The sequence below is a fragment of the Mycobacterium sp. IS-2888 genome (assembly GCF_001954215.1).
GTDB lineage: Bacteria > Actinomycetota > Actinomycetes > Mycobacteriales > Mycobacteriaceae > Mycobacterium.
This window is the reverse complement of sequence record NZ_MBET01000040.1, coordinates 1-22,663: the sequence shown is the minus strand read 5'-3', so window position 1 is coordinate 22,663 and position 22,663 is coordinate 1. Positions and strand designations below refer to the sequence as shown.

Sequence of the window (22,663 nt, the reverse complement as noted above, 5' to 3'; positions counted from 1 at the left end):
CCGGTGACGAGCCGTCAGGCCAGGTTGGACCGGCGTGGGTAGGCGATGCTCGGATCGGTGAGCACGTTGACGACGGCGGGCAGGCCGCTGCCGAAGGCACGCTCCAGCGCGGGCCGCAGCTCGGCGGGCGCGGACACCAGCTCACCGTGGCCGCCCAGCGCGCGCACCACCTCGTCGTAGCGCGTGCCCGGACGCAACTCCGCGACCACCGAATAGCCGTAAATCGCCTCCATCGGGTGCTTTTCGAGGGCCCAGATTCCGTTGTTGCCGATCACCGACACGACCGGCACGTTGTGTCGCACCAGGGTGTCCCACTCCATGCCGCTGAACCCGAAGGCGCCGTCGCCCTGCAGCAGGACGACCTGGCGGTCGGGGTGGGCCAGCTTGGCGGCCAGGGCGTAGCCGGGTCCGGAACCTAGGCAGCCGAACGGGCCGCTGTCCAGCCAGCAGCCCGGCAGGTAGCTGTCGATCACGCGGCCCGCGTAGGACCCGAAATCGCCGGCGTCGATGACCACGATGGCGTCGCGGTCCAGCAGGGGGGCCAGCTCGGCGTACACCCGCATCGGGTGCAGCGGCGTGCGATCGTCGCCGCGCTCGGCTGTTTCGGAGCCACGCGCCGCGGTTTCGGCCGTGCGCAGCTCGGCGATCCAGTCCCGATGCTCCCCCGGCCCGGCCAGCGTCGTCAGGATCGACGTGAGGTCGCCGTAGAGACCGGCCGCGACCGGCCGGGGATGTTCGCGCGCCGGTTCGGCACGATCCGCCACGACGAGCCGGGTCTGCGGCCCGAACACCTTGCCGAATCCCAGCCGAAAATCCATGGGCACGCCGACGACCAGCGCCGCGTCCGCCTCGCCCAGCGCTTTGGCCCGGGCCCGCGAGAACGCCAACGGGTGGTCGGCCGGCACCACGCCGCGGGCCATCCCGTTCATCAGCACCGGGATCTGCCGCTCCTCGGCGAGACGCAGCAGCGCCGCCTCCGCGTGCCCCCACCACACGTTGGTGCCCGCCATGATCACCGGCCGGTGTGCCGCGGCGAGCAGGTCCGCGGCGCGCTCGAGCGCGGCGCCGTCGGGAGCGGGGCCCGGCCCCACGTCGGCCAGTGCGCCGGGGCGGCCGGGGTCCTCGGATGCGGCGAACACGTGGTCCATCGGGAAGTCGACAAATCCCACGCCCGAGGGGGCACCGACCGCCGCGCGCAACGCTTCGTCGACGAGCAGCCCTGCAGCCTCGGCGGATTGCGCGGTGGCCGCGAACCGAGCCAACGGCGCCACGAACGGCACGTGGTCGATCTCCTGCAGCGAACCCATGCCCCAGCGCCCAGCGGGCGCGCGGCCACCCAGCACCACCAGTGGCGACTGGTTTTGCTGCGCGGCCGCCATCGCGCTCATGCCGTTGGTGACGCCCGGACCAGCGGTGAGCGCCGCCACGCCGGGGACCCTGGTCACCTTCGACCAGCCCTCGGCGGCAAAGGTCGCCGTCTGCTCGTGCCGGGTGTCGATCAGCCGGATACCCTCGTCACGGCAGCCGTCGTAGATGGAAAACAGGTGGCCGCCGGACAACGTGAAAATGGTGTCGATTCCGCTGGCCTTGAGCCGGCGTGCGATGAGCCGGCCGGCATGCACGGTCTGGCTTGACGGAGCGTCGATGCTCATCCAGGCAGCCTATCCACACTGCCTCGGGTAATTTCGCGGGGAAGTGCCCACCATGAGGCTCCGCCGGATGCCTCGGTAGCAAGGAGACGTCGAAGTTGGACCCCAAGCCGTTCAAGGAATCCATCAACTGGTCGGCTGCGCTCCATGACTCCCTGCGCTGGCTGGGCGAAGCCTGGGCGATCAGCGCGGTGTGCCTGATCGTCGTGCTGGTCGTGATCAGGTATGTGACGGTCTGGGGCCGCCAGTATTGGCGGATCACCAGGGGTTACTTCGTCGGTCCGCAGGCCATCAAGGTCTGGCTGATGCTGGGCGTGCTGCTGCTGTTGGTCCTGCTGTCCGTGCGCCTCGCCGTGCTGCTGAGTTACCAGAGCAACGATCTGTTCACATCCCTGCAGACCGCGTTCGAAGGCATTGCGGCGGGCGACGCCAGGGTGAAAAACTCTGGTATTCACGGCTTTTGGATGTCGCTGTGGCATTTCAGTGTGTTGGCAACCATCTTCATCGCCCGCATCCTGGTCGACATCTATCTGACGCAGCGCTTCATCATCGCGTGGCGTGTCTGGCTGACCGCCCACCTCACCGACGACTGGCTCGACGGCAGGGCCTACTACCGGGATCTGTTCATCGACAACACCATCGACAACCCGGATCAGCGGATCCAACAAGACGTCGACATCTTCACGGCCGGGGTCGGTCCGACGCCCAACATCCCGTCCAACGAGACGCAGAACACTTTGTTGTTCGGCGCCGTGCGTGCGGTGGCTTCGGTGATTTCGTTCGCGGCGATCCTCTGGAACCTCTCCGGCGGCCTGAACATTTTCGGCTTCACGCTGCCGCGCGCGATGTTCTGGGTCGTCGTGGTCTACGTCTTCATCGCGACCGTCGTCGCGTTCTGGCTGGGGCGTCCGCTGATCTGGCTCAGCTTCAACAACGAGAAGCTCAACGCGGCATTCCGGTACGCGCTGGTGCGGTTGCGCGATGCCGCCGAGGCGGTGGGCTTCTATCGCGGCGAACGAGTGGAGCGCACGCAACTGATGGGGCGCTTCACCCCGGTCATCACCAACTACCGCAGGTTCGTCCGCCGGACCATCATCTTCAACGGATGGAACTGGTCGATGTCGCAGGCAATCGTGCCGCTGCCGTGGATAATTCAGGCGCCGCGACTGTTCGCCGGCCAGATCGCCTTTGGCGATGTCGGGCAGACGGCGACCTCATTCGGCGAAATTCACGACTCGCTGTCGTTCTTCCGCAACAACTACGACGCGTTCGCGGCGTTCCGGGCGGCGATCATCCGGTTGCACGGGCTCGTCGACGCCAACGCGCAAGGGCGCGAACTGCCGGCGGTCCTGGTCAAGCCGAGTCAAGAGGTGGCCGTCGAGCTCGCCGGCGTCGAAGTGCGCACACCGGCCGGCGACCAATTGATCGATTCGCTTGACGTGCAACTGGATAGCGGCGAGGCGCTGGTGATCACCGGCCGTTCCGGCGCCGGCAAGACCACGCTGCTGCGCAGCCTCGCCGAACTGTGGCCGTACGCCTCCGGGACGCTGTGCCGCCCGGAGGGTGACAACGCGACGATGTTCTTGTCGCAGTTGCCGTATGTGCCGCTGGGCACGTTGCGCACCGTTGTGTGCTATCCGAATTCCCCCGAGAACATCGCGGACGGCGTCCTGCGCGACGTGCTGAACAAGGTCGCGTTGACCCCGCTCTATGACCGGCTCGACGAGGAGCAGGATTGGGCGAAGGTGCTCTCCCCCGGCGAACAGCAGCGCGTCGCCTTCGCGCGCATCTTGCTCACCCGGCCGCGGGCGGTCTTCCTCGACGAGGCCACCTCGGCGCTGGACGAGGGCCTGGAATTCGCGCTCTACCAATTACTTCGAAGCGAGCTGCCGGACTGCGTCGTGGTCAGCGTCAGCCACCGGCACACCGTGGAGCAGCACCACGGAAAACAGCTCCAGCTGCTCGGCGATGGGCAGTGGCGGCTCGGGCCGGTGGAAAAGGAGCCGGCGCCGGTCTAGCGCGTCGCCGCGTCGGCTCCGGCCCGGCGGGCGCGTTCCGCCGAGGCTGTAAATTTGCAGGGGTTTACTCGCACTTTTCCTGCGAATTTACAGGCTCGATGCCGTGCGCCGCTCAGGGCTGCGCTGCCGTCGCCGCGTGGGCCCCGGCCCGGCGGCCGAAGAACGAGCCCTCGCCCAGCTGCGTGCCGCTGGCGTAGCCCTTGCCGTCCTGGGCGATGTTCGACGCGCACGCCCCGACCGCGTACAGGCCCGGCACCACCGTGCCGTCGTCGCGCAGTACCTGCCCGTCCACGGACACGGCCAGCCCGCCGACGGTGAACCCGGCATACATGGCCTTGCCGAGCGACATGTCGAACGCCCCCCACGGCCCTTTGTCTTGCGGCGCAAGGAATTCCGGCTGCTTGTGAAAGTCGGGATCCTCGCCGCGAGCGGCATGGGTGTTGTACCGGTCCAGTGTCGCAACCAGGTTGCCCTCGGGGATTCCCAGCGCGGCTTCCATCTCCGCGACGCTCTCCCACCCGTCAATGAGCGGGACCAGCGGCATCTTGGGGTGTTCCAGGTGCGCCTCGTCGACGATCAGGTACGCCGCGCTGTCGGGCTGATCCATGATGAAACCCGAAGTCCTGGAATGGTAGGAATCCTCGGCGACGAACCGCTGCCCCAGCTTGTTGACGATGATCCCGGTCAGCAGGATCGACGGCGGGTACGGCGGCGCGGTGATGAAGATCTGATCCATGTGCTGGGTGGCGCCGCCGGCCGATACGCCCAACCGGATGCCCAGGCCGTCGTCATAGGTGTTGCCGAGCACGAACGGCTTCTCGGCCAGTTTCGGCGTGTACTTGGCTACCATGTCCGGGTTCATCACGAATCCCCCGGCAGCGATGATGACCGACTTTGCCTTGATCGCACCGGTTTCGGTGAACCGCTTCCACGTCACACCGGTCACCGCACCCGAGCCGTCCACGACGAGCTCGGTGGCCCCGGTCTCGTATCGGACTTGTACGCCCAGGCTCGCGGCCCGTTTGAGCAACAGGTCGATCACCATGCTCGCGCCCCCGGTGTCGCCGGGCACGGGCACCTTGTGGCCGCGCGGCGCCGGCACCGCCTGCTCGAGGAACGGCCACACCTTCTCGTTGCCGGTGAACATCAACCCCTCGGTGTTGGGCTGGATCACCGCCTTACCCGGAAAGTAGCTGCGCTCGAACTGGAAACCCAGGTCTTCCAGCCAATTGAAATGCTCGACGCTGCCGTCGCAGTACGCACGAATCTTGGCCCGCGTAGCCTCGTCGGGTTGCCGGGACACCGCAACGAGGTATTTGTACATCTCTTCCGGCGAGTCGGGATTGCCCGTCGCCTGCTGGACCGCGGTGCCGCCGCCGAGGTAAAAGTGGCCCCCCGCAAGCGAAGTGGTGCCGCCCGCCACGGCCGCCCGCTCGAGCACCAGCACCCGCGCCCCAGCCGCGGCCGCGCTCACCGCCGCGCACCCACCGCCGATACCGAAACCGATCACGACCACGTCGACGTCATCCGACCAGGACGTGACCGTGCCCGCGTCGACGGTTGCTGGTATCTGGGTGCTCACCGTTGCTCCTGTTTGATGTAGTCGTAAAACGCCCGCATTTCGGGCGAGACGTACGCGATCTCCACGAACGGCACGCCCGCCTGCGGAGCCGACACGTAGGCGAACTGAATTCCGCCCGGCATCACGCCCTGCTGCACGACCGGCGCGCCGTGCCCGGCGGCATCGGTCAGCGCCGTGTCGAATTTCTCGGGGCTCTCGGCCTCGATACAGATGTGATGCAAACCCGGGCCCGAGTCGCGCAAAAAGTCACTATAGATACTCTGCCCGCGGACCGGGGAGATCAGCTCCAACTGCATGTCACCGAGATAGCTCAGCGAGATGCTGGCGACGAAGTCGGCGGGCTTGCCGAGGTAGCTGCACGCGTCCGGAGCAAAGTGCACGTCGGGGATCCGCACCCACTTCCGAACGCCTAAAAGGCCGGTGAGGGCCTTTTCGGTGGCATCTAGGTCCGGGGTAACCCATGCGATCTGCGTCGGCGACTGAGTGGGAGCGGTCATCGTTTGGCAGGATAGCCCAGTCCGCCGGCCGGCAGAAAGGGCCGCAAAGACTTTGCCGTAATCCGGCATCCGCCGCCCGCCAGCGCGGGGTGAACACGTTCTAATTCGTGGCCGACCTCAGTGTCCGCTCAATGCTGGGCCAGCAGGTCCACCAGCAGCCGGAGCTGGGTGTCGAAGATCGCCTCGGGATCGGTCAGGGTGTCCGCGCCGTATTGCCCGAACACCTCGAGGCTGATCGCACCCAGCACGCCGGCCCAGAACAAAAAGCACTTGGCGATGACGGAATCGTCGCCGGGAAAACCAAATTCGTGGCGGATCCGTTCGAAGTCCGACGACATCGGTTGTGGCGCAACGGTTTCGGTCAGCCTGATGTCTCCGGTCGCGATCCCCGCGGCGATGGCGTCGAAGATGGCGCCCACCACGCGGGTGCCGACTCCGACAGTGCGCTCCGGCGGCGCGTGATATCCGGGCACCGGGCTGCCGTAGAGCAGGGCCCACTGAGCGGGATGTGCCACGGCCCAACGCCGCGCCGCGCGCGCTATCGCGATGACGTCGTCACTCCAGGCCTCGCCCGCGGTGTCGCGGGCCCGGTCCACCGCGTCGGCCAGGTCGGAATAGGCGTCGATCAAGAGCAGGGTCAACAGCTCGTCGCGGCTGGACACGTACCGGTAGACCGCCGAGGACACCATGCCCAGGTCGCGAGCGATCGCACGCAGCGACAGGCCGGCCGCGCCGCGATCGACCAGGTGGACCCGGCCCAGCTCGACGATGCGTGCCTCGATCTGCTCCCGCGACTCCTGGCGTTTGCCCACGTGACCAGTCTGACACAAACGAGATCACCGCTCTTGCTTTTCGCTGCGCGCTGTGCCACCGTGTCTATTACCGAGAGCACCGCTCTCATACCGCTCAGCGGACAAGACCACCCGAGAGGACGCACGATGGCCACCCGATACGAAGAACCCAACCGGGCCGCCCGGGCCGCGAACGCGGCAATCCGCTGGCTCGCCGAGCTGGGGATCAGCATCGCCGGGACCCGGGCCCTGCGGGTACGTGGGCGCAAGAGCGGAAAACAGCGCGCAGTGGTGATCAACCTGCTGACCGTCGACGGCGTGGACTATCTGGTCTCGCCGCGCGGCAACACCCAATGGGCGCGCAATGTGCGCGCTGCGGGCGTCGTCGAGGTGGGCCCGCGCTGGCGCAGGAGACGCCTGCTGGCTACCGAGCTGGGTGACGCGGCCAAACCCGAGGTGCTGCAACGCTATTTGGCCAGGTGGTACTGGCAGGTCAAGGGGTATGTCGCCGGGCTGACGCCGGACTCCAGCGATGAGGAGCTGCGTGCCGCCGCGCCGTCCATTCCGGTCTTCGTGCTCGCCGCGGGCGGGGCCTCGGGCTGATGAGCCCTAGCTGGTGCGCATCCCCAGATCCTCGCGGACCTGTTCGGAGGTGGACCGCCAGGACACCGCCGCCGGGAAATCGCCCCACATGCTGTTGAAGATCCCGACGATCTGGCCGGGCCCCCCGTCGGGGGCGAGGTAGACCGGCCCACCCGAATCCCCCTGGCGGCTCTGGACGCCGTGGGACATGGTGAACCACCCGTTGTTCACGGCCTCTACCGTCCCGCAGGTCTCGCCGGTGGCGACACCGAAATGGCAGACCGCCTGCCCCGGCTGGATGGTCAGGCCCGGGGTCGACACCAGCGCGCGTCCGCCCGGCAGGATGTTGTTCGCCGGCACGTTGTCCAGCACGATCGCCTCGTAGTCGTTGATCACCTGGTCGGTGGCCACCGTCGAACCGCTGGGAGTGTTGTCCCGGAACGTCGCCAGGTGCCCGATGACGTGGCGGTCCTTGTCGGTGACGACTCCCCCGCCCCGGCAGTGCCCCGCGGTGAACGCGATCTTCAGGCCCGGGTCGACGTAACCCAGGGTGCAGAGGTGGCTGTCCTGGTGGATCTCCATGCCGGGGAAGACCACGATGGGGTCCGCTGCGGCCGTCGCCGCCCGCAGCCCGGGCACCAGTGCCGCGACGGTAACGGAGGCGACAAAAGCGCGAATTGCCAGGCTGCGCACCATGGACTCCGTTCCGTCGGGGCCGGTGCATGCACCGGCCACGGGTTGAGATTACGGCGCAAATCTCGCCGACGTTGAGTCTTTCGCGTGACCTGGTCTTGACGTTACCGTGACGTGGCCAGCGGCACCGCGCCGTCGATTTGACCTGCCCCGCCCGGCACCCAGCCCGGCGGGCCGAACACGTAGCCCAGGCGATCGCGCAGGCGGCTCGCCGATCGCCAATCGCGGGCGATCGCGACGTATTCGCGGATCTGCAGGTTCCAGATGTTGAACGTGTCCACCTGCTTGGTCAGGCCGTAGTGCGGGCGAAACGTCTCCGCCTGGAAGCTGCCGAACAACCGGTCCCAGATGATGAAGATGCCGCCGTAGTTCTTGTCGAGATAAATCTTGTCCATGCCGTGGTGCACCCGGTGGTGCGACGGCGTGTTGAAGACGAATTCGAACGGCCGCGGCAGTTTGTCGATCCGCTCGGTGTGCACCCAGAACTGGTAGATCAGGTTCAGCGACCAACTGAAGAAGACCATCCACGGGGGAAGTCCCAACAGCGGCAACGGAATCCACATCAAAATCTCGCCGCTGTTGTTCCACTTCTGGCGCAGCGCGGTGGCGAAGTTGAAGTACTCGCTGGAGTGGTGGGCCTGATGGGTGGCCCAGATCAGCCGGACCCGGTGCGCGATGCGGTGATAGGTGTAGTACAGCAAGTCCACGCCGAGGATCGCGATCACCCACGTGTACCACTTGGTCACCGACAGGTGCCACGGTGCGACATAGGCGAAGATCGCCGCGTAGCCGAGCAGCGCCAGGGTCTTCCAGGCTGCGGTGGTGGCTATCGACACCAGCCCCATCGAGATGCTCGCCATCGAGTCGCGCGTCAGGTACGCGCCGGACGCCGGTCGTGGGTTCTCGGCGCCGGCCGCCTCGAGGCGCTCCAGCTTTCGGGCCGCCGTCCACTCGAGAATCAACAGCAACAAAAAGAAGGGGATGGCGAACAGCACCGGATCCCGCATCTGCGAGGGCAGCGCGAACCAGAACCCGGTCAAGGCGTGCACACCGATAGATTACGACCATCGGCGCGGGCCGGACGGAGGAGATGGTGAGCGCGTGACCGCAGTGATCGTCATCGGCTCGGGGTTCGCGGGACTATGGGCGGCGCTCGGCGCGGCCCGGCGACTCGACGAGCTCGCCGTTGCGCCGGGCACCGTCGACATCACCGTGTTGAGCGCCAAACCGTTTCACGACATCCGGGTCCGCAACTACGAGGCCGATCTGAGCGCCTGCCGCATCCCGCTCGCCGACCTGCTCGACCCCGCGGGAGTCACACACGTCGCCGCCGAGGTCACCGCGATCGACACGGCCGCTCGCGTCGTCACCACATCCGGCGGCGCGAGGTACGGCTACGACCGGCTGGTATTGGCGTCGGGCAGCCAGGTGGTGAAACCCGCCGTACCCGGGCTGCGGGAGTTCGGTTTTGACGTCGACACCCATGACGATGCGCTTACGCTGCAGCGCCACCTCCGCGGTCTTGCCGATGATCCGCCGACTGCCGCGGCCGCTACCGTCGTCGTGGTCGGTGCCGGGCTCACCGGCATCGAGACGGCCTGCGAGTTGCCGAAGCGGCTGCGCGCGTTGTTCCCCGAGGGTTCGGTCACGCCTCGGGTGGTCCTGGTCGACCACAACGCCGTCGGCTCCGATATGGGCTCCTCGGCACTGCCGGTGATCGAACAGGCCCTGTCGGACAACGGCATTGAGACCAGAACCGGGGTCAGTGTCGCGACGGTGGACAAGGATGGCGTGTCGCTCTCGACGGGTGAGCGGCTCGAGGCGGCCACGGTGGTGTGGTGCGCGGGCATGCGGGCGAGCCCTCTGACCGAGCAGCTGGGCGTGGCCCGGGACCGCCTGGGCCGGGTGCCCGTCGACGATTATCTGCGGGTGATCGGGGTGCCATACGTGTTCGCCGCGGGTGACGTGGCGGCGGCCCGGATGGACGACGAGCACTTGTCGGTGATGTCGTGTCAGCACGGCCGGCCGATGGGACGCTATGCGGGCTACAACGTGATCAGCGACCTGTTCGGTGAGCCGATGCTGGCCCTTCGGATCCCTTGGTACGTAACGGTTCTCGACCTCGGACCGGCCGGCGCGGTCTACACCGAGGGATGGGATCGCATGGTGGTTTCGAATGGCGCACGGGCAAAGTCCACCAAGCGGACCATCAATACCCGGCGGATCTATCCCCCGCTGACCCGCAGCCGTGCCGACCTGCTGGCCGCGGCCGCGCCGGAGTTGCAGGCGCGGCCCTAGTCGCGCTACTCCGGTTGCTGGGCTTTGTCGCCGGCATACCACTGCACCGCGCGAACCCCGGGTTGCAGCGACAGTTCGGCCACCAGCCGCTCCAGCCTCGTCGGCGTATGGCCGTCCATGAGTAGGTGTGCGCTCAAGGTGATTTCGTCGTCGTCGGCGTGCCCGGTGTGGATGCCACGCAGCGTGATGTCGTGGCTGCTGGCGTGTTGCACGATCTGGGCGCGCGCGTACTTCTCGGATTTGGGTCGGCAGACCACCTGCACCAGATAGGGCTGCAGGCTTTCGTCTTCCTCGACGCCGTTGTCGTGGTCGATCAGCCGGCCGAGCGGGCGCCCAAACAGGTGGATGGCGACGACGGTTGCGGTGCCGATCGCCGTGAAGGCCAGATGACCTGAGGCGGCCAGCACACCCACCGCCGCGGAGCACCACAGGGTGGCGGCGGTGTTGAGGCCCCTGACGTTGAATCCCTCGCGCAGGATCACGCCTCCGCCCAGAAAGCCGATGCCCGACACCACATATGACGCGACCCGGGTGGGGCTGCTGTCTTCGGTGGCGACCGCGTACAGCACGAACAACGTTGCGCCGCCGGCGACAAGCGCGTTGGTGCGCAGGCCGGCCAGGCGTGCCCGCCATTGCCGTTCCAGGCCGATGAGGGCGCCGCAGCCCACCCCGACCGCCAGCCGGAGCGCGAAATCGGCGACGCTCAGCGTCTGCATGCCGCACTCCTTCCCCCGGATCATCCCCCGCCGCGCTTCCCGGCGGCTCACCACATGTAGCCACATCCAGGTGAACGGCAGGTGGCTACGGGTGTGCTGCAACTACTGCGCGGCGGCCCGCTGACTGAGTTGTTGGGGGCAGTAATACTTCGCGGCGATGGCCAGGAACACCGTTGCGTGGGCGGTGGTCAACGCGGGATTGCTTCTCTGCAGGTCGCCGACCAGCTCCGGGCCGGATTTGCCGGTGCCTATCCACGCACATGCCGCTTTGGCGGAAGCGATCGCTTGTTCGGGGCTGGTGTAGTTGATGCCCGCGCCACGCACCGTCGCCAAGAAGGAGACGTCGTCGCCCCCGCCCGGATCCCCGGACGCGGGCGCCGCAAGCCCGATCACGGTGGTGACGCCCAGCAGTGTCAGGAGCAGTCTCATGACTCCGCGCCGGTGGTCAGGCCTTGGATAACTGATGGGGGCAGTAGTACTTGGCGGAGAGCAAGGCGAAATTGGATGCCATCTCCATGTCCATTCCCGGGTTGTGCATTTTCACGTCGTGGACCAGCTCCAGGCCCGACTCGCCGTTGTTCAAGCACGAACACACCGCTCGGCCGGCGCCAACGGCCGCGCTCGGGCTCGAAAAGCTGAAGCCGGCCTGGTGCAGTGCGGCGATGAAGCCCGCGTCGTCCCCGTCGGGTTCCGGAGGTGGAGCGGCATGGGCCGGCGCGGCGAAGCCGATCATCGCGGAAACGCCGAGCAATGTCAGTAGTGTTCTCATGACTCACCAACTTTCCAATTATGTTGCGCGCTAGCCCAATTGGGCTTCCGACGGCACGACCTTGGGCTTGTCTCCCTTGGAGAGGTGCACCGCGTGGATGCCCGGTTTCTTCGAGAGTTGCTCGAGCAGGGCGTCCAGGCCTTCTTGGTCGACGTTGTGGTGCTGCACGCTTTCGGGCTTTTCCGATATCTGCGCGACCAGACGCTTGAGTTGCTCCGGCGATTGCTTGTCTTTGAGGTCTTTGATCTTGTTCAGACGGCCGCGGACGCCGGCGTTCACGACGGTGGGGCCCCCGGCACCCATGGCGCTGCCGAGCATTCCCGCCATCGACATCGAGCTGAGCAGACCCTCGCCCAGGGAGGCCGCGGGCACGGCGTCCGGCCCGGCGGCCGACAGGGCGGCGGCGACCGTCCTGATCGCTGGGGTGGCAGTGGCCCAGTTCGGCGGAATCGACAGCTTTCCGACCAGCGTGCCGGCATTTCCCATGCTTGCCGACACTGCGCTGTAGAGCGTGCCCCGGCCGAAGCCCAACGCTCCGAGCCCGGCGCCCAGCGCGTCTTTCGGCAGCGCGCCATAGCCCGCGGGTGGGGCGAACTTCAGCCACTGCGACAGGGGAAAGTTGATCAGCAAGCCGATGTCGTTGAACTGGGTGGTGTAGCCGAGCGGAACCTTGATGGCGCTGTACAGCGCTGTGTACCAAGCATTTCCGTTGGGCACCGTGTTGAGCAGACCCGCCATCGTGGAGTTGTAGTTGGTGGCGAGCCCCGCGAGAAACGACAGGATGGGGTTGTTCGTGATGAGCGAGCTGGCCGAGGTGGCGGTTGACGCCGCATTGCCCGCCGGGGATGCGGCGGCGGCGGTCACCGCAGCCGCCTGCATCGCCGTACCCGACGTGCTGGTGGTCTGTGGCGGCTCGGTGAACGGGGTCAACCGGGATGCTGCGGCTGACGAGCTGAAGTAGCTGTCCATCGCCAGGGCGTCCTGGGCCCACATCTCGGAGTACTCGGTCTCGGTGGCCGCGATCGCCGCGGTGTTCTGCCCGAACACGTTGGTCGCCACCAACTGTGCGAGCAGGGCGCGGTTTTCCGCGATCACCGGCGGGGGCACGTGTGCGGCGAACGCCGTCTCGTAGGCGCTTGCGGCCGCGGTCGCCTGGGAGGCAGCTTCGTGGGCCTGGACCGCGGTGCCTTGCATCCAGGCGATATAGGGGGCGGCCGCGGCCGCCATGGACAGCGACGACGGCCCTATCCAGGGCCCGCCGGTCAGGCTGGCGACCACCGACGAGTAGGACGACGCGGTGGACTGCAGTTCGGTGGCCAAATCATCCCAGGCCACCGCGGCGGCGAGCAGCGACTCGGCTCCCGGGCCGGCATACATGCGGCCCGAGTTGAACTCCGGCGGAAAGGCTCCATAAAACATGGCTAAACCCCTTTTCAGTCTTCGAGCGCCGGGATCACGATGATGGTGGCCGCGGCGGGGTCGGCCTCGGCGACGACGCCGCCCAGCGCCTTGGCCGCCGCCCCACCGCCGGAGTATGTGGCGCTGGCGGCCAGGGCTCGTCCCGCCAGGCTCGACAGGGCCATCTGGCTGAAGGCGCCGCCCTCGCCGGCGAGGGCGGCCTCCGGGGCGGCCGCGAGGTTCGCCGGCAGCACCGAGGCGAGCGTCCGGATCGCCGGGGCGGCTTCGGTCCAGCCCTGCGGCACCGACATGCTTCCAACCAGGGGCGCCTTGCCCATCGACCCCGTCACCTGGCTGACAGCGGAGCTCAGCATGGGCTTGACGGCGTTGGCGCCGCCGGTCAGTGGCGCCAATGCGCCGCTGATGGCTTTCGGGCCCGACAAATAGGCGGCGGCTCCCTGCCCGTTTTGGCCCCACGCATACGCCTGCCCGAACGACAGGAACGGACCGCCGGGTATGGCGGTCAACCCCTGCAGCGAGTACGGCCCGGTGAGGGTCGACCAGATGGTGTTCCAGTCCGTCAGGCTCTGCGGCACCGGCGGCAAACCGACTCCCGTCGCGGCCGCCGTCGACGTCGCGTTGGTCGTTGCGTTGCCCGTTGCCAGGCTCTGCAGCGTGCTCGGTGTCGCGGTGACCAGTTGGGAAAGCTGCGACGCCGTGTTCGAGCCGGACACGGTGCTGGACTGCGCAACCGCGGCCGCTTGCGTTGCGCCGCCCGCGTCATTCGTGGTTTTCGGCGGCTGGACGAACGGGGTCAGCTGCGACGCCGTTGCCGACGCACCCGCATAGGCATACATGGCGGCGGCATCCTGCGCCCACATCTCCATGTAGTGCGCCTCGGTCGCGGCGATGGCCGGGGTGTTCTGGCCCAAGAAGTTCGTGGCGACCAGCGCCGCGAGCAGGGCCCGGTTCGCCGCGATCACCGGCGGAGGCACCGTGGCCGCGAACGCAGTCTCGTAGGCGCCCGCGGCCAGCTTGGCCTGCGTCGCCGCCTGCTCGGCCTGAACACCGGTGGCATTCATCCACGCCACATACGGCGCCGCGGCCGCCGCCATCGCGATCGAGGACGGACCCGTCCACGGCCCGGCGGTCAGGCCCTCGATGGTCGACCCGTACGACGCCGCCGTCGACTGCAACTCGGCGGCCAACTCATCCCACGCCGCGGCGGCGGCCAGCAACGGCCCAGCTCCCGCCCCGACGTACATCCGGCCGGAGTTGACCTCCGGCGGCAACGCCCCGAAATCCAACATCTATTACCTCCGGTCCCCTATTCGGCCGCCATGCTAGGCGTCATTAAGCATCGAGCCAGCAAACGTGTCGTGCTCTAATGGAATCCATTGATTTCGCCGCGGAGTGCATGAGTTTGATTTGCACTCGTCGGAGACAGCCGGACCCCTACCCTCCCTTAGCTGTGAATGTCACAGCATGCATCGAGCCGCTCTGCCCGTGCCCGCCTGAGCTAGGAATCATGGTGATCGAAACTTATTCACTATGCGTTCCCGACGAGTAATCAGGATGTAAAACATTAATGTCACGTTTCCCTGGTGCGGATGTGAGAACTCTGTTTCACAGTTAACGCAGCGCAATGCTGAACGGCCTGCTCAGAACGCATATTGGCACGTCAAACCGCAGGCCCGATGCCCGCGCAGCGGGTCTGCTATTTAGTGTCGTCGATCACATTTCGGCGGCGCAGGTGATCGCGTTAATTGCGGTTAACGCCAGTAATTAGTTCTTTGTTCGCAAACTTTACATCGCACTATTGCATCATAGGCAGCAATGATATTGATGAAAGCGCTCTATCGACATGGAATGCAAAGCGCATTGCAATTGCATATCGATCACACATGTGTCGACTGAAACATCAGCATCGATGATGAACGTATGTCCCGCGGACGTGCGCAAATTACGCACAGGTTCGGCAGCTTATGTACCACCTGGAAGCCGCGGTCCGGCCCGGTGGTCCCCGGCTTGCGGCGCCGCGCCGCGGGCTTCGCGGCGGCCCCGCGCACCGGCAGCGCCGAATTGACGGTTAATTGTCATGCAAACCTCCCCTGAATTTCACCAAGGGTAAACCTGGCTCTCTGCCACAGCGCTGATTAGCTGCTGCCGGTTGCCTGTGAGGTCGAAAGCCGCCGTTCCCACTGCTAAATGGCGTAGTTCAACTGGTTCCCTGCGCCCGGCAGCGCGCCCACACGGTTGCCGAACGCTCACGTGAACAACGTGGAGCTTGTGAGATAGTGCGAGACGGCCTCTACCCCGCGGCCGGCGGGCGCGCCACGAAAGTCACGCGGAAGCCGTATTGCGGCACCGCGCGGCCCTCCGCCCGAGCGCCCATATGTCCGGCCACCGGTACCGAGGGCGTGCTGGCCGAGACGGGTGGGGCCGTCCCATCCCCCGGGGCGCTGACGAGCGTCGAGGCGAGCGGACTGTGCACCGGGGCGGGCGCGGCCCAGCCTTGCGGCACCGACAGCGGGCCGACGAGACCTCCCCTGCCCATGGCGGCGGTGACCGAGTTGACCAGGGTCACGCCGCCCGGCGGACCCTCCACGGCGCTGGCCGCCGTTGCGCTGGCCGCACCTTCCGCTGCGTCGGCAACGCCGCCGGCGGCTTGATTCATCGACATGAAGTCGGAGGCAACGCCAAGGTATCTGGCCGGCATGTAAAACCCGGACCCGAAGATGGTGTTCCAGATATTGGCGTTGGGTCCAAAGTTGTTCCAGATCGCGGAATTCAGGAGATCGTCCAGGCTGGCCGGGGCAGACGCCGTCGTACCGGCCGGCGCTGCCAGACTCTGCAAACTGCCGGGCACCGCGGACATCAGCTGCGAAACCGTGCTTTGCCCGGTGCCCGCCGACGTGGCCGCGGCCTGGCCCACCGCGGCCGACTGTGCCGGCGACGCGGCGGAATTGGTGGTCTCCGTGGGCGGGTCGAACGGCGTCAGCTGGCTGGCGACCGCCGAGGCGCCGGCATAGCCGTACATGGCTGCGGCGTCCTGGGCCCACATGTCGGCGTACTCGGCCTCCGTGCCCGCGATCGCGGGGGTGTTCTGGCCGAAGAAGTTGGTGGCGATCAGCACCATCAGCTGAGCGCGATTGGCTGCGATCACGGGCGGCGGCACCGTGGCGGCGAACGCGGCCTCGTAGGCCGCGACGGCAGCCTCCGCCTGGATCGCGGTTTCCTCCGCCTGCGCCGCGGTGGTGCTCATCCATGCCACGTACGGCGCGGCCGCGGATGCCATTGAGGCCGACGCCGGGCCGTACCACGCCTGGCTGGTCAATTCCGAAAGCACGGAGTCGTACCCTTGCGCGGTGGCCCGCAATTCCGCGGCCAGTCCATACCAGGCCGAAGCCGCGGCCAACAGCGGGCCGGCGCCGACCCCCGAATACATGCGGCCCGAGTTGATTTCGGGAGGAAGCATGGCGAAATCCATTGGCGCGGTCATTCGTCAGCCTCCTCCCCTTTGCTAGGCGGTGTCAGGTGGCCCCGTTGGCGCTGGTGCGCACTAGGGGCGATTGGACAAGCGCACTCCGCAGCTGCGGTTATCCCGCCGAGGGCGGGCGTGTGACGAACGAGGGTCTGAAGCCGTACTGGGGGGGCATGCTGCGGCCGAAGCCCGGGCTGCCGGCCAGCGGCACTCCGGGCATGCCTGCTGCCATCGCCGGCGGCGGTGCCACCATCGGCGTGGCATTGATTGCGGAAGACAGCTGGGGCGCGGCCCCCGTCCAGCTCGCCGGTACCGTCAGCCCGCCGACCTGGGGTGCCGCGCCCAGCCCCGCCGACACGGTGTTGCCGACGGCGCCGAGGCCGCCCGCCGGAGAGACCGCCTGCACTAGGCCGAAGGCTGCCGCTCCGTCCGCCGCGGCGCCGGCCGCCTCGCCCGCGCCGGCCGCCGCGTCGCCCGCGCCTTGCGTCATGAAGTTGGAGGCGGTGCCTAGGTAGTTGCCCGGCATATAGAACCCGGAAGAGAAGATGGTGTTCCAGATATTGGCGTTGGGTCCAAAGTTATTCCAGATCGAGGAATTCAGGAGATCGTCCAGGCTGGCCGGGGCGGACGCCGTCGAGGCCGCCGGGGAGGCCATGCTCTGCAGCGTGCCCGGGACCGACGTCATCAGCTTTGACAGCGTGCTTTGCCCGGTGCCCGCCGAGGTGGCCGCGGCCTGGGTCACCGCCGCCGACTGAGCCGTGGTCGCGGCGGGGTTGACGATCGGTTGGGGCGGGTCAAACTCGGTCAGCCTGCTCGCCGCGGCCGATGACCCTGCATAGCCGTACATCGCGGCGGCGTCTTGGCCCCACATCTCCCCGTATTGGGCCTCCGTCGCCGCGATCGCGGGAGCGTTGAGGCCCAAGAAGTTGGTCGAGACCAGCGACGCCAGGTGGGCGCGGTTGGCCGCGATCTCTGCCGGGGGAACCGTGGCCGCGAAAGCGGTGTCGTAGGCCGCCGCGGCGGCCTCAGCCTGGGCGGCAGTCTCTTCGGCTTGCACCGCGGTGGTGTTCATCCACTCGACGTAGGGTGCGGCCGCGGCCGCCATCACCGCCGATGCAGGACCATGCCATTCCTCGTCGGTCAGTGCCGAAAGCACCGCCCCATACGACAGCGCCGTGGACCGTAGCTCCGCGGCCAGGCCCTTCCATGCCGACGCCGCCGCCAGCATCGAGGCCGAACCCGCCCCGGTATACATCCGAGCCGAGTTGACCTCCGGAGAAAGCATCGCAAAATCCAGCGTCACTGTTCGCGTCCCTCTCTTACTAGTTGCATCGCGTCGGGGTTGGAGGTGCTCCTAGTTAGGCAAGGCTAAGCTAACGAAGAGTTCATCACGCCACAAGGTCCCGCATCCCGCACGTCGTGCCGGGCACTGCCATGCCTTGGACAGTTGCTGCCCTACCAGCCGGCGTTTGGCGTGAATTGTGTTGCGGTCAAGGCGAATCCAACACCATTCGGGTGACCGGCAGCCGTCGTCACCGCTTCCGGATGCCTAATGGCAAGCGACATCGCCCCCTCCTCGCATCGCGTTGCAGATGGATTGCTGGCGCCGTCGCGCCGCCGCGGCGAGGCCGAGCAAGACACTACACCGAAACGATAACCGTTTTCATTAGGAGCCGATGAGGCGGGCCGGGGTTGCCGGGCCAAGCACGATCAGGACCGTGGAAACGCGGCCGTGGTCGGTCGTAACGAAATGGTCGTCGCTCTGGAAGACGGAATATCGTCGGGGCTCATTTCGCTCTCACCTCCTCACGGCCAGGGCACACGGGGGTGCCAACTGCGTCGCACATTGGGGAGGAGACCCGAGTAGCCACCCAGGCGCCGCACCCCTCTCGTCAGAGCTTTGGCACCACACGGCGTATCCGGATCGAACCGGAAGCCACTTGGGCTCAACCCTTAAAGCCGGGAAGAGCTGTCCTGACCCTGGGCGTCTCTCGACGTTCGAGGTCAGTGGCCTATATCCATGTAGACGCCTCACCTAGCGAGGTGCATACGAAGCCATGGTGGCATTCGGACCGGGGCGAGTCAACTTAGCTGCCGGCCGATTTGCGGTGCGCGAAAAGGGCGCGCTAGGTCGACTTCTTCTCGGCCACCGCCGCGCTCAGCCCCTCGGCCAGGTCGTCACTGGTGAGCTCCTTGAACCGCAGCAGGTCGCGCTCGCTGAATTCGGTTGTGTCGCTGGACAGTACGGCGTCGAGGTCCTCGTCGTCCAGGCGGAAGCTTCGGTGGTCGCGAGCCTTCTCCACCACATTGCGCACAAAACCAGCGTTGCCGAGCGTATCGATACCGCGGATCAGATCCCCATCTTCCGAGTAGCTTTCGTCGAGGTAGAACTTCGTGTACGACGGCAGCAACGCCTGGGCCGATTCGTCGGTGATGACATCCTCGTTTTCCCGCCCCATCAGTTGGGTCAGCGCGACAAGTTCGTCCGGGGTATAGCTGAAGAACTCGATCACAGTCGAAAAGCGCCGTCGCAGACCCTGATTCACCTCGAGCATCTTGTCCATTGCCTTGGCATAGCCCGCACCGAAGACGACGAGCTCGTCGCGATGATTCTCCATGTACAGCAGCAGCGTATTGATGATCGCATTGCCGTAGGGGTCGCCCTGGTGATAGCCGCGCTCGTGCAGGGTGTGCATCTCATCGAAGAAGACCGCCCCGCCCAATGCGCCCTCGAGCATCTCCTCGGTGTTCTTCTCCGCGTCGGCCATGTAGCGCCCCAATAGCTTGGTGCGGCTGGTCTCCACCACCAGCGGCTTGCGCAGCACGGTGAGCCCGCACAGTTGCTTGGTGAACGCCCGCGCCACCGATGTCTTGCCGGTTCCCGGCGGCCCGAGCAACAAGGTGTGGCGCGATGTCACCGGCACCGGCAGCCCCATCTTGGCTCGGGCCAGATTCACCTTGGTCGTCGATTTGATGAGTTTGATTTCGCGTTTGGCTTTTTCCATGCCGAGCATCGCGTTGAGCTCGGCGTCGCCTTCGGCCAGATATTTGGCGGCCTCCTCGGCGTGGCGGGCGGCTTCCGTCTGAGCGCGGGTCGGCGCGCTGTCCGGGTCCCACGGGTCCGTACGGGCCTCGATCGTCTCCGGGTCGGTCAATATCAGCCGATAATCGTTGTTGTCCAACGCTTCCCGGGCCGGCGTGAATTTGGGATCCCGCGAATACACCCGGCGTAACAGCTCGGCGGCCTCCTCCTCGCGACCGAGGTGGCGCAAGCACATGCCTTGGGTGTAGAGCGCGACATTGGCGGCACCCGGCACCCGGTCCGCCTCGATGGCCGCCTGGCCGCGCCGGACGGCCTCCTCGAACACCCCGAGCGACGCCAGGGCGGTGGTGGCCATCGCCGCACCCGCGGCTTTGAGTTCGGGGTTGCGCCAGACCTTCCCCTCGGGGAACTGCAGGAGCACGTCCGGCCATCGCCCGGTGCGGAAGTACAGCACGCCGCGCACGTAGGTGACCAGCTCTTCGTCGAATGGATGCCTGGGCTCGACGCCGTCGAGCAGTTTCGCGGCTTCCTCATAATGTTTCGCCTCGGCGAGCGCCGCGGCATACGCGCAGGCGAGCGACTCCCCGCTGGTGACCGCCAGCCGCAGGAACAGCCCGTCGGATACCTCTGGCCGGAACTGCAATTCGGTGACCCCGAGACGGCGGATCTCCCACCCGAACGTCCTGATCGACGCCCACGCGCCGGCGAGCACCTCGAGGCTCTGGTCACCGGCGAGCACCCGCGCCAGCCATGCGTCGCACATGTCGGGGTCGATGGTGGACGCCATGGTGAACATCTGCAATGCCACCTGCGGGTTGTGGCTGGGCTGCAGCCCGTTGACCGAGATGCCGGACGCCAACAGGCCGGCGACCATCGCGTTACGGGCGTCCTCGGGGGTTGATTGCGGACGACTCATTGCGCTGCAGGCAAGGCCGCAGCGTTCTCCCGCACCTGGGCCACCGGCAGCACCAACTCATCGCCCTCCAGCAGGTCCCGGGTGGGCACCACCAGTAAGGGCCGAGCGGTCGGGGCGGGCAGGCTGGCACGCACCGCTGCTAGTTGGCGGCCGGTGAGCCGGTTGAGTCCGTGCGGCAACCCCTTGGGGGTTCGCTTGTCGCTGTGGTAGCGCACCCACGCGGAAACCAGCGGCCGGCCGCCCGATGTAGTGAGCCGGATGGTGACCACGGTCGCCTCGGTGTCGGGCTGCCACAGGTCGTCGATTGCCTCCGTGGTGATGTCCGACGGCGTCAACCAAAAACTGGTCGCGAACCCGTTGAAATGCTTGAGGTAGCGCCAGCCTGGGCGGCTCCAGGTCGGTTCGAGATCGGCCAGCACGGCCTTGTCGACCTCGGCGAGCTCGTCGGCCGTCAGCGGCCGGGCCGCGCAGCCGTGGCCATCGAGGTCTTGGGCGAGGCGTTCGGTGGCCGCGACCAACGTCGACGCCAACGAATCACGGGCTGCGACGGCGGCGACGTTGCGCTGGGGATTCATCCGCAGAACCAGCCAGGTGCGGCGCACATACGAGGCGGGCTGGTCGCCCACCACTTCCCACTCTTCGGGCCCCCAGTCGTCGAGCTTGGACAGCTCGGCGGCGTTGCCGCCGCGGCGTATCTTCACCGACACGATGTCGATGCCGTCGAGGTGGATGTCGAACTGGTGCAGCCCCTCGGCGACCGCCTGCACCAGCAGGGTGGGGGCCGACGCCGTCGTGCGATGGTGGCGGTGGCGTCCGGGAGCGTCCTCCTCACCGCCGTCAACCGCGATCACTGAAATCAGGCGGCCCGCGTACTCGCGCACCCCGACCGTGTCGCGTCCGTACTTACGCTGGTAATCGACTGCGGGCGTGCAGCCGGCGGCCAGCGCGGTGCCCGGATCGGCGGACCAGTCCCACAACCACGTGGCCAACCCGGAGGTGAGTGTGAGGCCGTGGTGGGTGACCAGCGACAGCAGCGTCACGATCACCGCCAGGCCGACCCCGACCCAAAAGGCGATGCGGTGCTCACCCTGCCAGGAGTCTGGGCAGTGGCTGGCCACCAGCAGGATCACGACGTCGACCAAGAACACCGCGGTGACGCGCAGCCACGACAACGACAACCCGAATCTGCGTTGAGGATTCATTACTATCGTCGCTCCGCCCTCATTGCTGCTTCCGTCGCTTCATCATCGTCGCGACACCGAATATTGCGCCGCCGATGAGTAGTGCCCCGGTCAGTCCGCCGGCGGCCACCCACACGGGCACCATATCGCGGTGCGGGGGCGGTTTGGGCACCGTCAGCGGCGCCGACAATTGCTGCGGCGGTTTTGCCGGGCCTTCGGGCACATCCCAGGTCAGCGCCGCCACCGGGTCGACCACGCCGTACCCGATCTGGTTGTCCACACCGCGCGCGGGCGCCCTGGCCGTGCGGGTCAAGCGGTTCATGACCTGGTACGCCGACAGTTGCGGGAACCTGGCGCGGACCAGCGCAGCCACCCCCGACACGATCGCCGCCGAGAAGCTGGTGCCGGCCGGAACCAACAGTGTGTTGTCCGGGCCGTCGATCGCGTTGATCAAGCCGTCGTCGCGGGGCGAGAGCCCGATGACGTCGGTTCCGGGTGCGGCGATGCCCACCCACGGCCCGGCGATGCTCGACGAACCTTGGCCCTGACCGCCTTGGGTCATCGGCCGACCGTCCGGGTCCACCGCACCGACCGTCAGCACGTAGTCGCTGAACCAGGATGGCGTGACGACGGTGGTGACCGCGTTCCAGTTGCGAGGATCCTTGGGCTGCAACGGATCGAAGATCGGGTTTTGCTTGCAGTCTTTCTTGCTACTGTCCCCGGCCGCGGCGATGATGACGGCGTTCTTGTCGACCGCCGCGTAGCGGACCGCCGCACCCAGCGAGCGCTGGTCGATGATGTTGCGCGCACTCATGCAGGTGACATCGGAGATGTTGATGATCTGGGCACCCAGGTTTGCGGCATGCACGATCGCCCGCGCCATCGTCTCGACGTTGTCGACCTTCGCCCGGGTCTGCGGATCCTCGTCGCCGGTGTAGGCATCCTTGAGACCGAACGCCTGGCTGGACTGGCGGATCGCGATGATGTCGACTTCGGGTGCGACTCCGCTGAAGGCGTCGGGCGCCTGTCCCGCGGGTGGCGGGGGC

General features: G+C 67.0%; 19 protein-coding genes and 1 riboswitch. Of the genes, 3 read left to right on the top strand and 16 right to left on the bottom strand.

The genetic code is table 11. The features are described from left to right. Positions 1 to 14 precede the first annotated feature (14 nt). Positions 15 to 1,652: an acetolactate synthase gene (locus A5745_RS06210; RefSeq protein ID WP_076115480.1), complete on the bottom strand. Its 1,638-nt coding sequence runs from the start codon at positions 1,650 to 1,652 to the stop codon at positions 15 to 17. Positions 1,653 to 1,747: 95 nt separating this feature from the next. Here A5745_RS06210 and A5745_RS06205 point away from each other — a divergent pair, with 95 nt between their 5' ends. Further along, complete coding sequence (locus A5745_RS06205; protein WP_076115479.1) at positions 1,748 to 3,667, top strand: ABC transporter ATP-binding protein/permease; 1,920 nt, start codon at positions 1,748 to 1,750, stop codon at positions 3,665 to 3,667. 112 nt (positions 3,668 to 3,779) lie between these two features. Here the strand turns inward: A5745_RS06205 and A5745_RS06200 are convergent, their stop codons facing one another. The 3 genes from A5745_RS06200 to A5745_RS06190 all read right to left on the bottom strand — a co-directional run bounded on the left by A5745_RS06200 (position 3,780) and on the right by A5745_RS06190 (position 6,558). Then, a complete protein-coding gene (locus A5745_RS06200; RefSeq protein WP_076115478.1) occupies positions 3,780 to 5,249 on the bottom strand; it encodes an FAD-binding protein in 1,470 nt (489 codons plus the stop codon). Then, on the bottom strand, positions 5,246 to 5,746 hold the full coding sequence (locus A5745_RS06195) for a VOC family protein (RefSeq protein WP_076115477.1): 501 nt from the start codon (positions 5,744 to 5,746) through the stop codon (positions 5,246 to 5,248). The genes A5745_RS06200 and A5745_RS06195 overlap by 4 nt, the downstream gene beginning before the upstream one ends. 128 nt (positions 5,747 to 5,874) lie before the next feature. Continuing rightward, on the bottom strand, positions 5,875 to 6,558 hold the full coding sequence (locus tag A5745_RS06190) for a TetR/AcrR family transcriptional regulator (RefSeq protein ID WP_205866278.1): 684 nt from the start codon (positions 6,556 to 6,558) through the stop codon (positions 5,875 to 5,877). 126 nt (positions 6,559 to 6,684) lie between these two features. Here A5745_RS06190 and A5745_RS06185 point away from each other — a divergent pair, with 126 nt between their 5' ends. After that, a complete protein-coding gene (locus A5745_RS06185; RefSeq protein ID WP_076058117.1) occupies positions 6,685 to 7,140 on the top strand; it encodes a nitroreductase/quinone reductase family protein in 456 nt (151 codons plus the stop codon). A gap of 6 nt (positions 7,141 to 7,146) precedes the next feature. Here the strand turns inward: A5745_RS06185 and A5745_RS06180 are convergent, their stop codons facing one another. Both A5745_RS06180 and A5745_RS06175 read right to left on the bottom strand, forming a co-directional pair. Continuing rightward, positions 7,147 to 7,815 carry a hypothetical protein gene (locus tag A5745_RS06180; RefSeq protein ID WP_076115510.1) on the bottom strand — a complete coding sequence of 223 codons (669 nt, stop codon included), beginning with the start codon at positions 7,813 to 7,815 and terminating at the stop codon, positions 7,147 to 7,149. 101 nt (positions 7,816 to 7,916) lie between these two features. Beyond that, the gene (locus A5745_RS06175; protein WP_076058120.1) at positions 7,917 to 8,861 is read right to left on the bottom strand and encodes a sterol desaturase family protein; all 945 of its coding nucleotides are present in this window, start codon (positions 8,859 to 8,861) and stop codon (positions 7,917 to 7,919) included. 52 nt (positions 8,862 to 8,913) lie between these two features. On the opposite strand from A5745_RS06175, the gene A5745_RS06170 reads away from it, so the two are divergent. After that, positions 8,914 to 10,110 carry an NAD(P)/FAD-dependent oxidoreductase gene (locus tag A5745_RS06170; RefSeq protein ID WP_076115476.1) on the top strand — a complete coding sequence of 399 codons (1,197 nt, stop codon included), beginning with the start codon at positions 8,914 to 8,916 and terminating at the stop codon, positions 10,108 to 10,110. Positions 10,111 to 10,115: 5 nt separating this feature from the next. Here A5745_RS06170 and A5745_RS06165 read toward each other — a convergent pair whose 3' ends face one another. The 10 genes from A5745_RS06165 to A5745_RS06120 form a co-directional block, all read right to left on the bottom strand. After that, positions 10,116 to 10,826: an MgtC/SapB family protein gene (locus A5745_RS06165; protein WP_076058157.1), complete on the bottom strand. Its 711-nt coding sequence runs from the start codon at positions 10,824 to 10,826 to the stop codon at positions 10,116 to 10,118. A 102-nt stretch (positions 10,827 to 10,928) separates the two neighbouring features. Next, entirely contained in the window at positions 10,929 to 11,255 is a 327-nt protein-coding gene (locus A5745_RS06160) for a DUF732 domain-containing protein (protein WP_076058124.1), read from the bottom strand. Positions 11,256 to 11,271: 16 nt separating this feature from the next. Further along, complete coding sequence (locus A5745_RS06155) at positions 11,272 to 11,595, bottom strand: DUF732 domain-containing protein (RefSeq protein WP_076058126.1); 324 nt, start codon at positions 11,593 to 11,595, stop codon at positions 11,272 to 11,274. A 30-nt stretch (positions 11,596 to 11,625) separates the two neighbouring features. Continuing rightward, the gene (locus A5745_RS06150; protein WP_076115475.1) at positions 11,626 to 13,014 is read right to left on the bottom strand and encodes a PPE family protein; all 1,389 of its coding nucleotides are present in this window, start codon (positions 13,012 to 13,014) and stop codon (positions 11,626 to 11,628) included. Positions 13,015 to 13,028: 14 nt separating this feature from the next. Further along, on the bottom strand, positions 13,029 to 14,303 hold the full coding sequence (locus A5745_RS06145) for a PPE family protein (protein WP_076115474.1): 1,275 nt from the start codon (positions 14,301 to 14,303) through the stop codon (positions 13,029 to 13,031). A gap of 1,001 nt (positions 14,304 to 15,304) precedes the next feature. Further along, entirely contained in the window at positions 15,305 to 16,495 is a 1,191-nt protein-coding gene (locus A5745_RS06140) for a PPE family protein (protein WP_076115473.1), read from the bottom strand. A 97-nt stretch (positions 16,496 to 16,592) separates the two neighbouring features. Beyond that, positions 16,593 to 17,762, bottom strand: a complete 1,170-nt coding sequence (locus tag A5745_RS06135; RefSeq protein WP_076115509.1) for a PPE family protein — start codon at positions 17,760 to 17,762, stop codon at positions 16,593 to 16,595. A gap of 592 nt (positions 17,763 to 18,354) precedes the next feature. Continuing rightward, positions 18,355 to 18,527, bottom strand: a riboswitch (M-box (ykoK) riboswitch). Positions 18,528 to 18,603: 76 nt separating this feature from the next. After that, positions 18,604 to 20,436, bottom strand: a complete 1,833-nt coding sequence (gene eccA / locus A5745_RS06130; RefSeq protein ID WP_076115472.1) for a type VII secretion AAA-ATPase EccA — start codon at positions 20,434 to 20,436, stop codon at positions 18,604 to 18,606. Further along, positions 20,433 to 21,638 (bottom strand): type VII secretion protein EccE, encoded by a 1,206-nt coding sequence (gene eccE / locus A5745_RS06125; RefSeq protein WP_076115471.1) that lies wholly within the window; start codon positions 21,636 to 21,638, stop codon positions 20,433 to 20,435. Before eccE ends, eccA begins: the two co-directional genes overlap by 4 nt. Before the next feature lie 19 nt (positions 21,639 to 21,657). After that, positions 21,658 to 22,663 (bottom strand): S8 family serine peptidase (locus tag A5745_RS06120; RefSeq protein WP_175879775.1); only part of this gene is annotated, 1,006 nt, incomplete at its 5' end.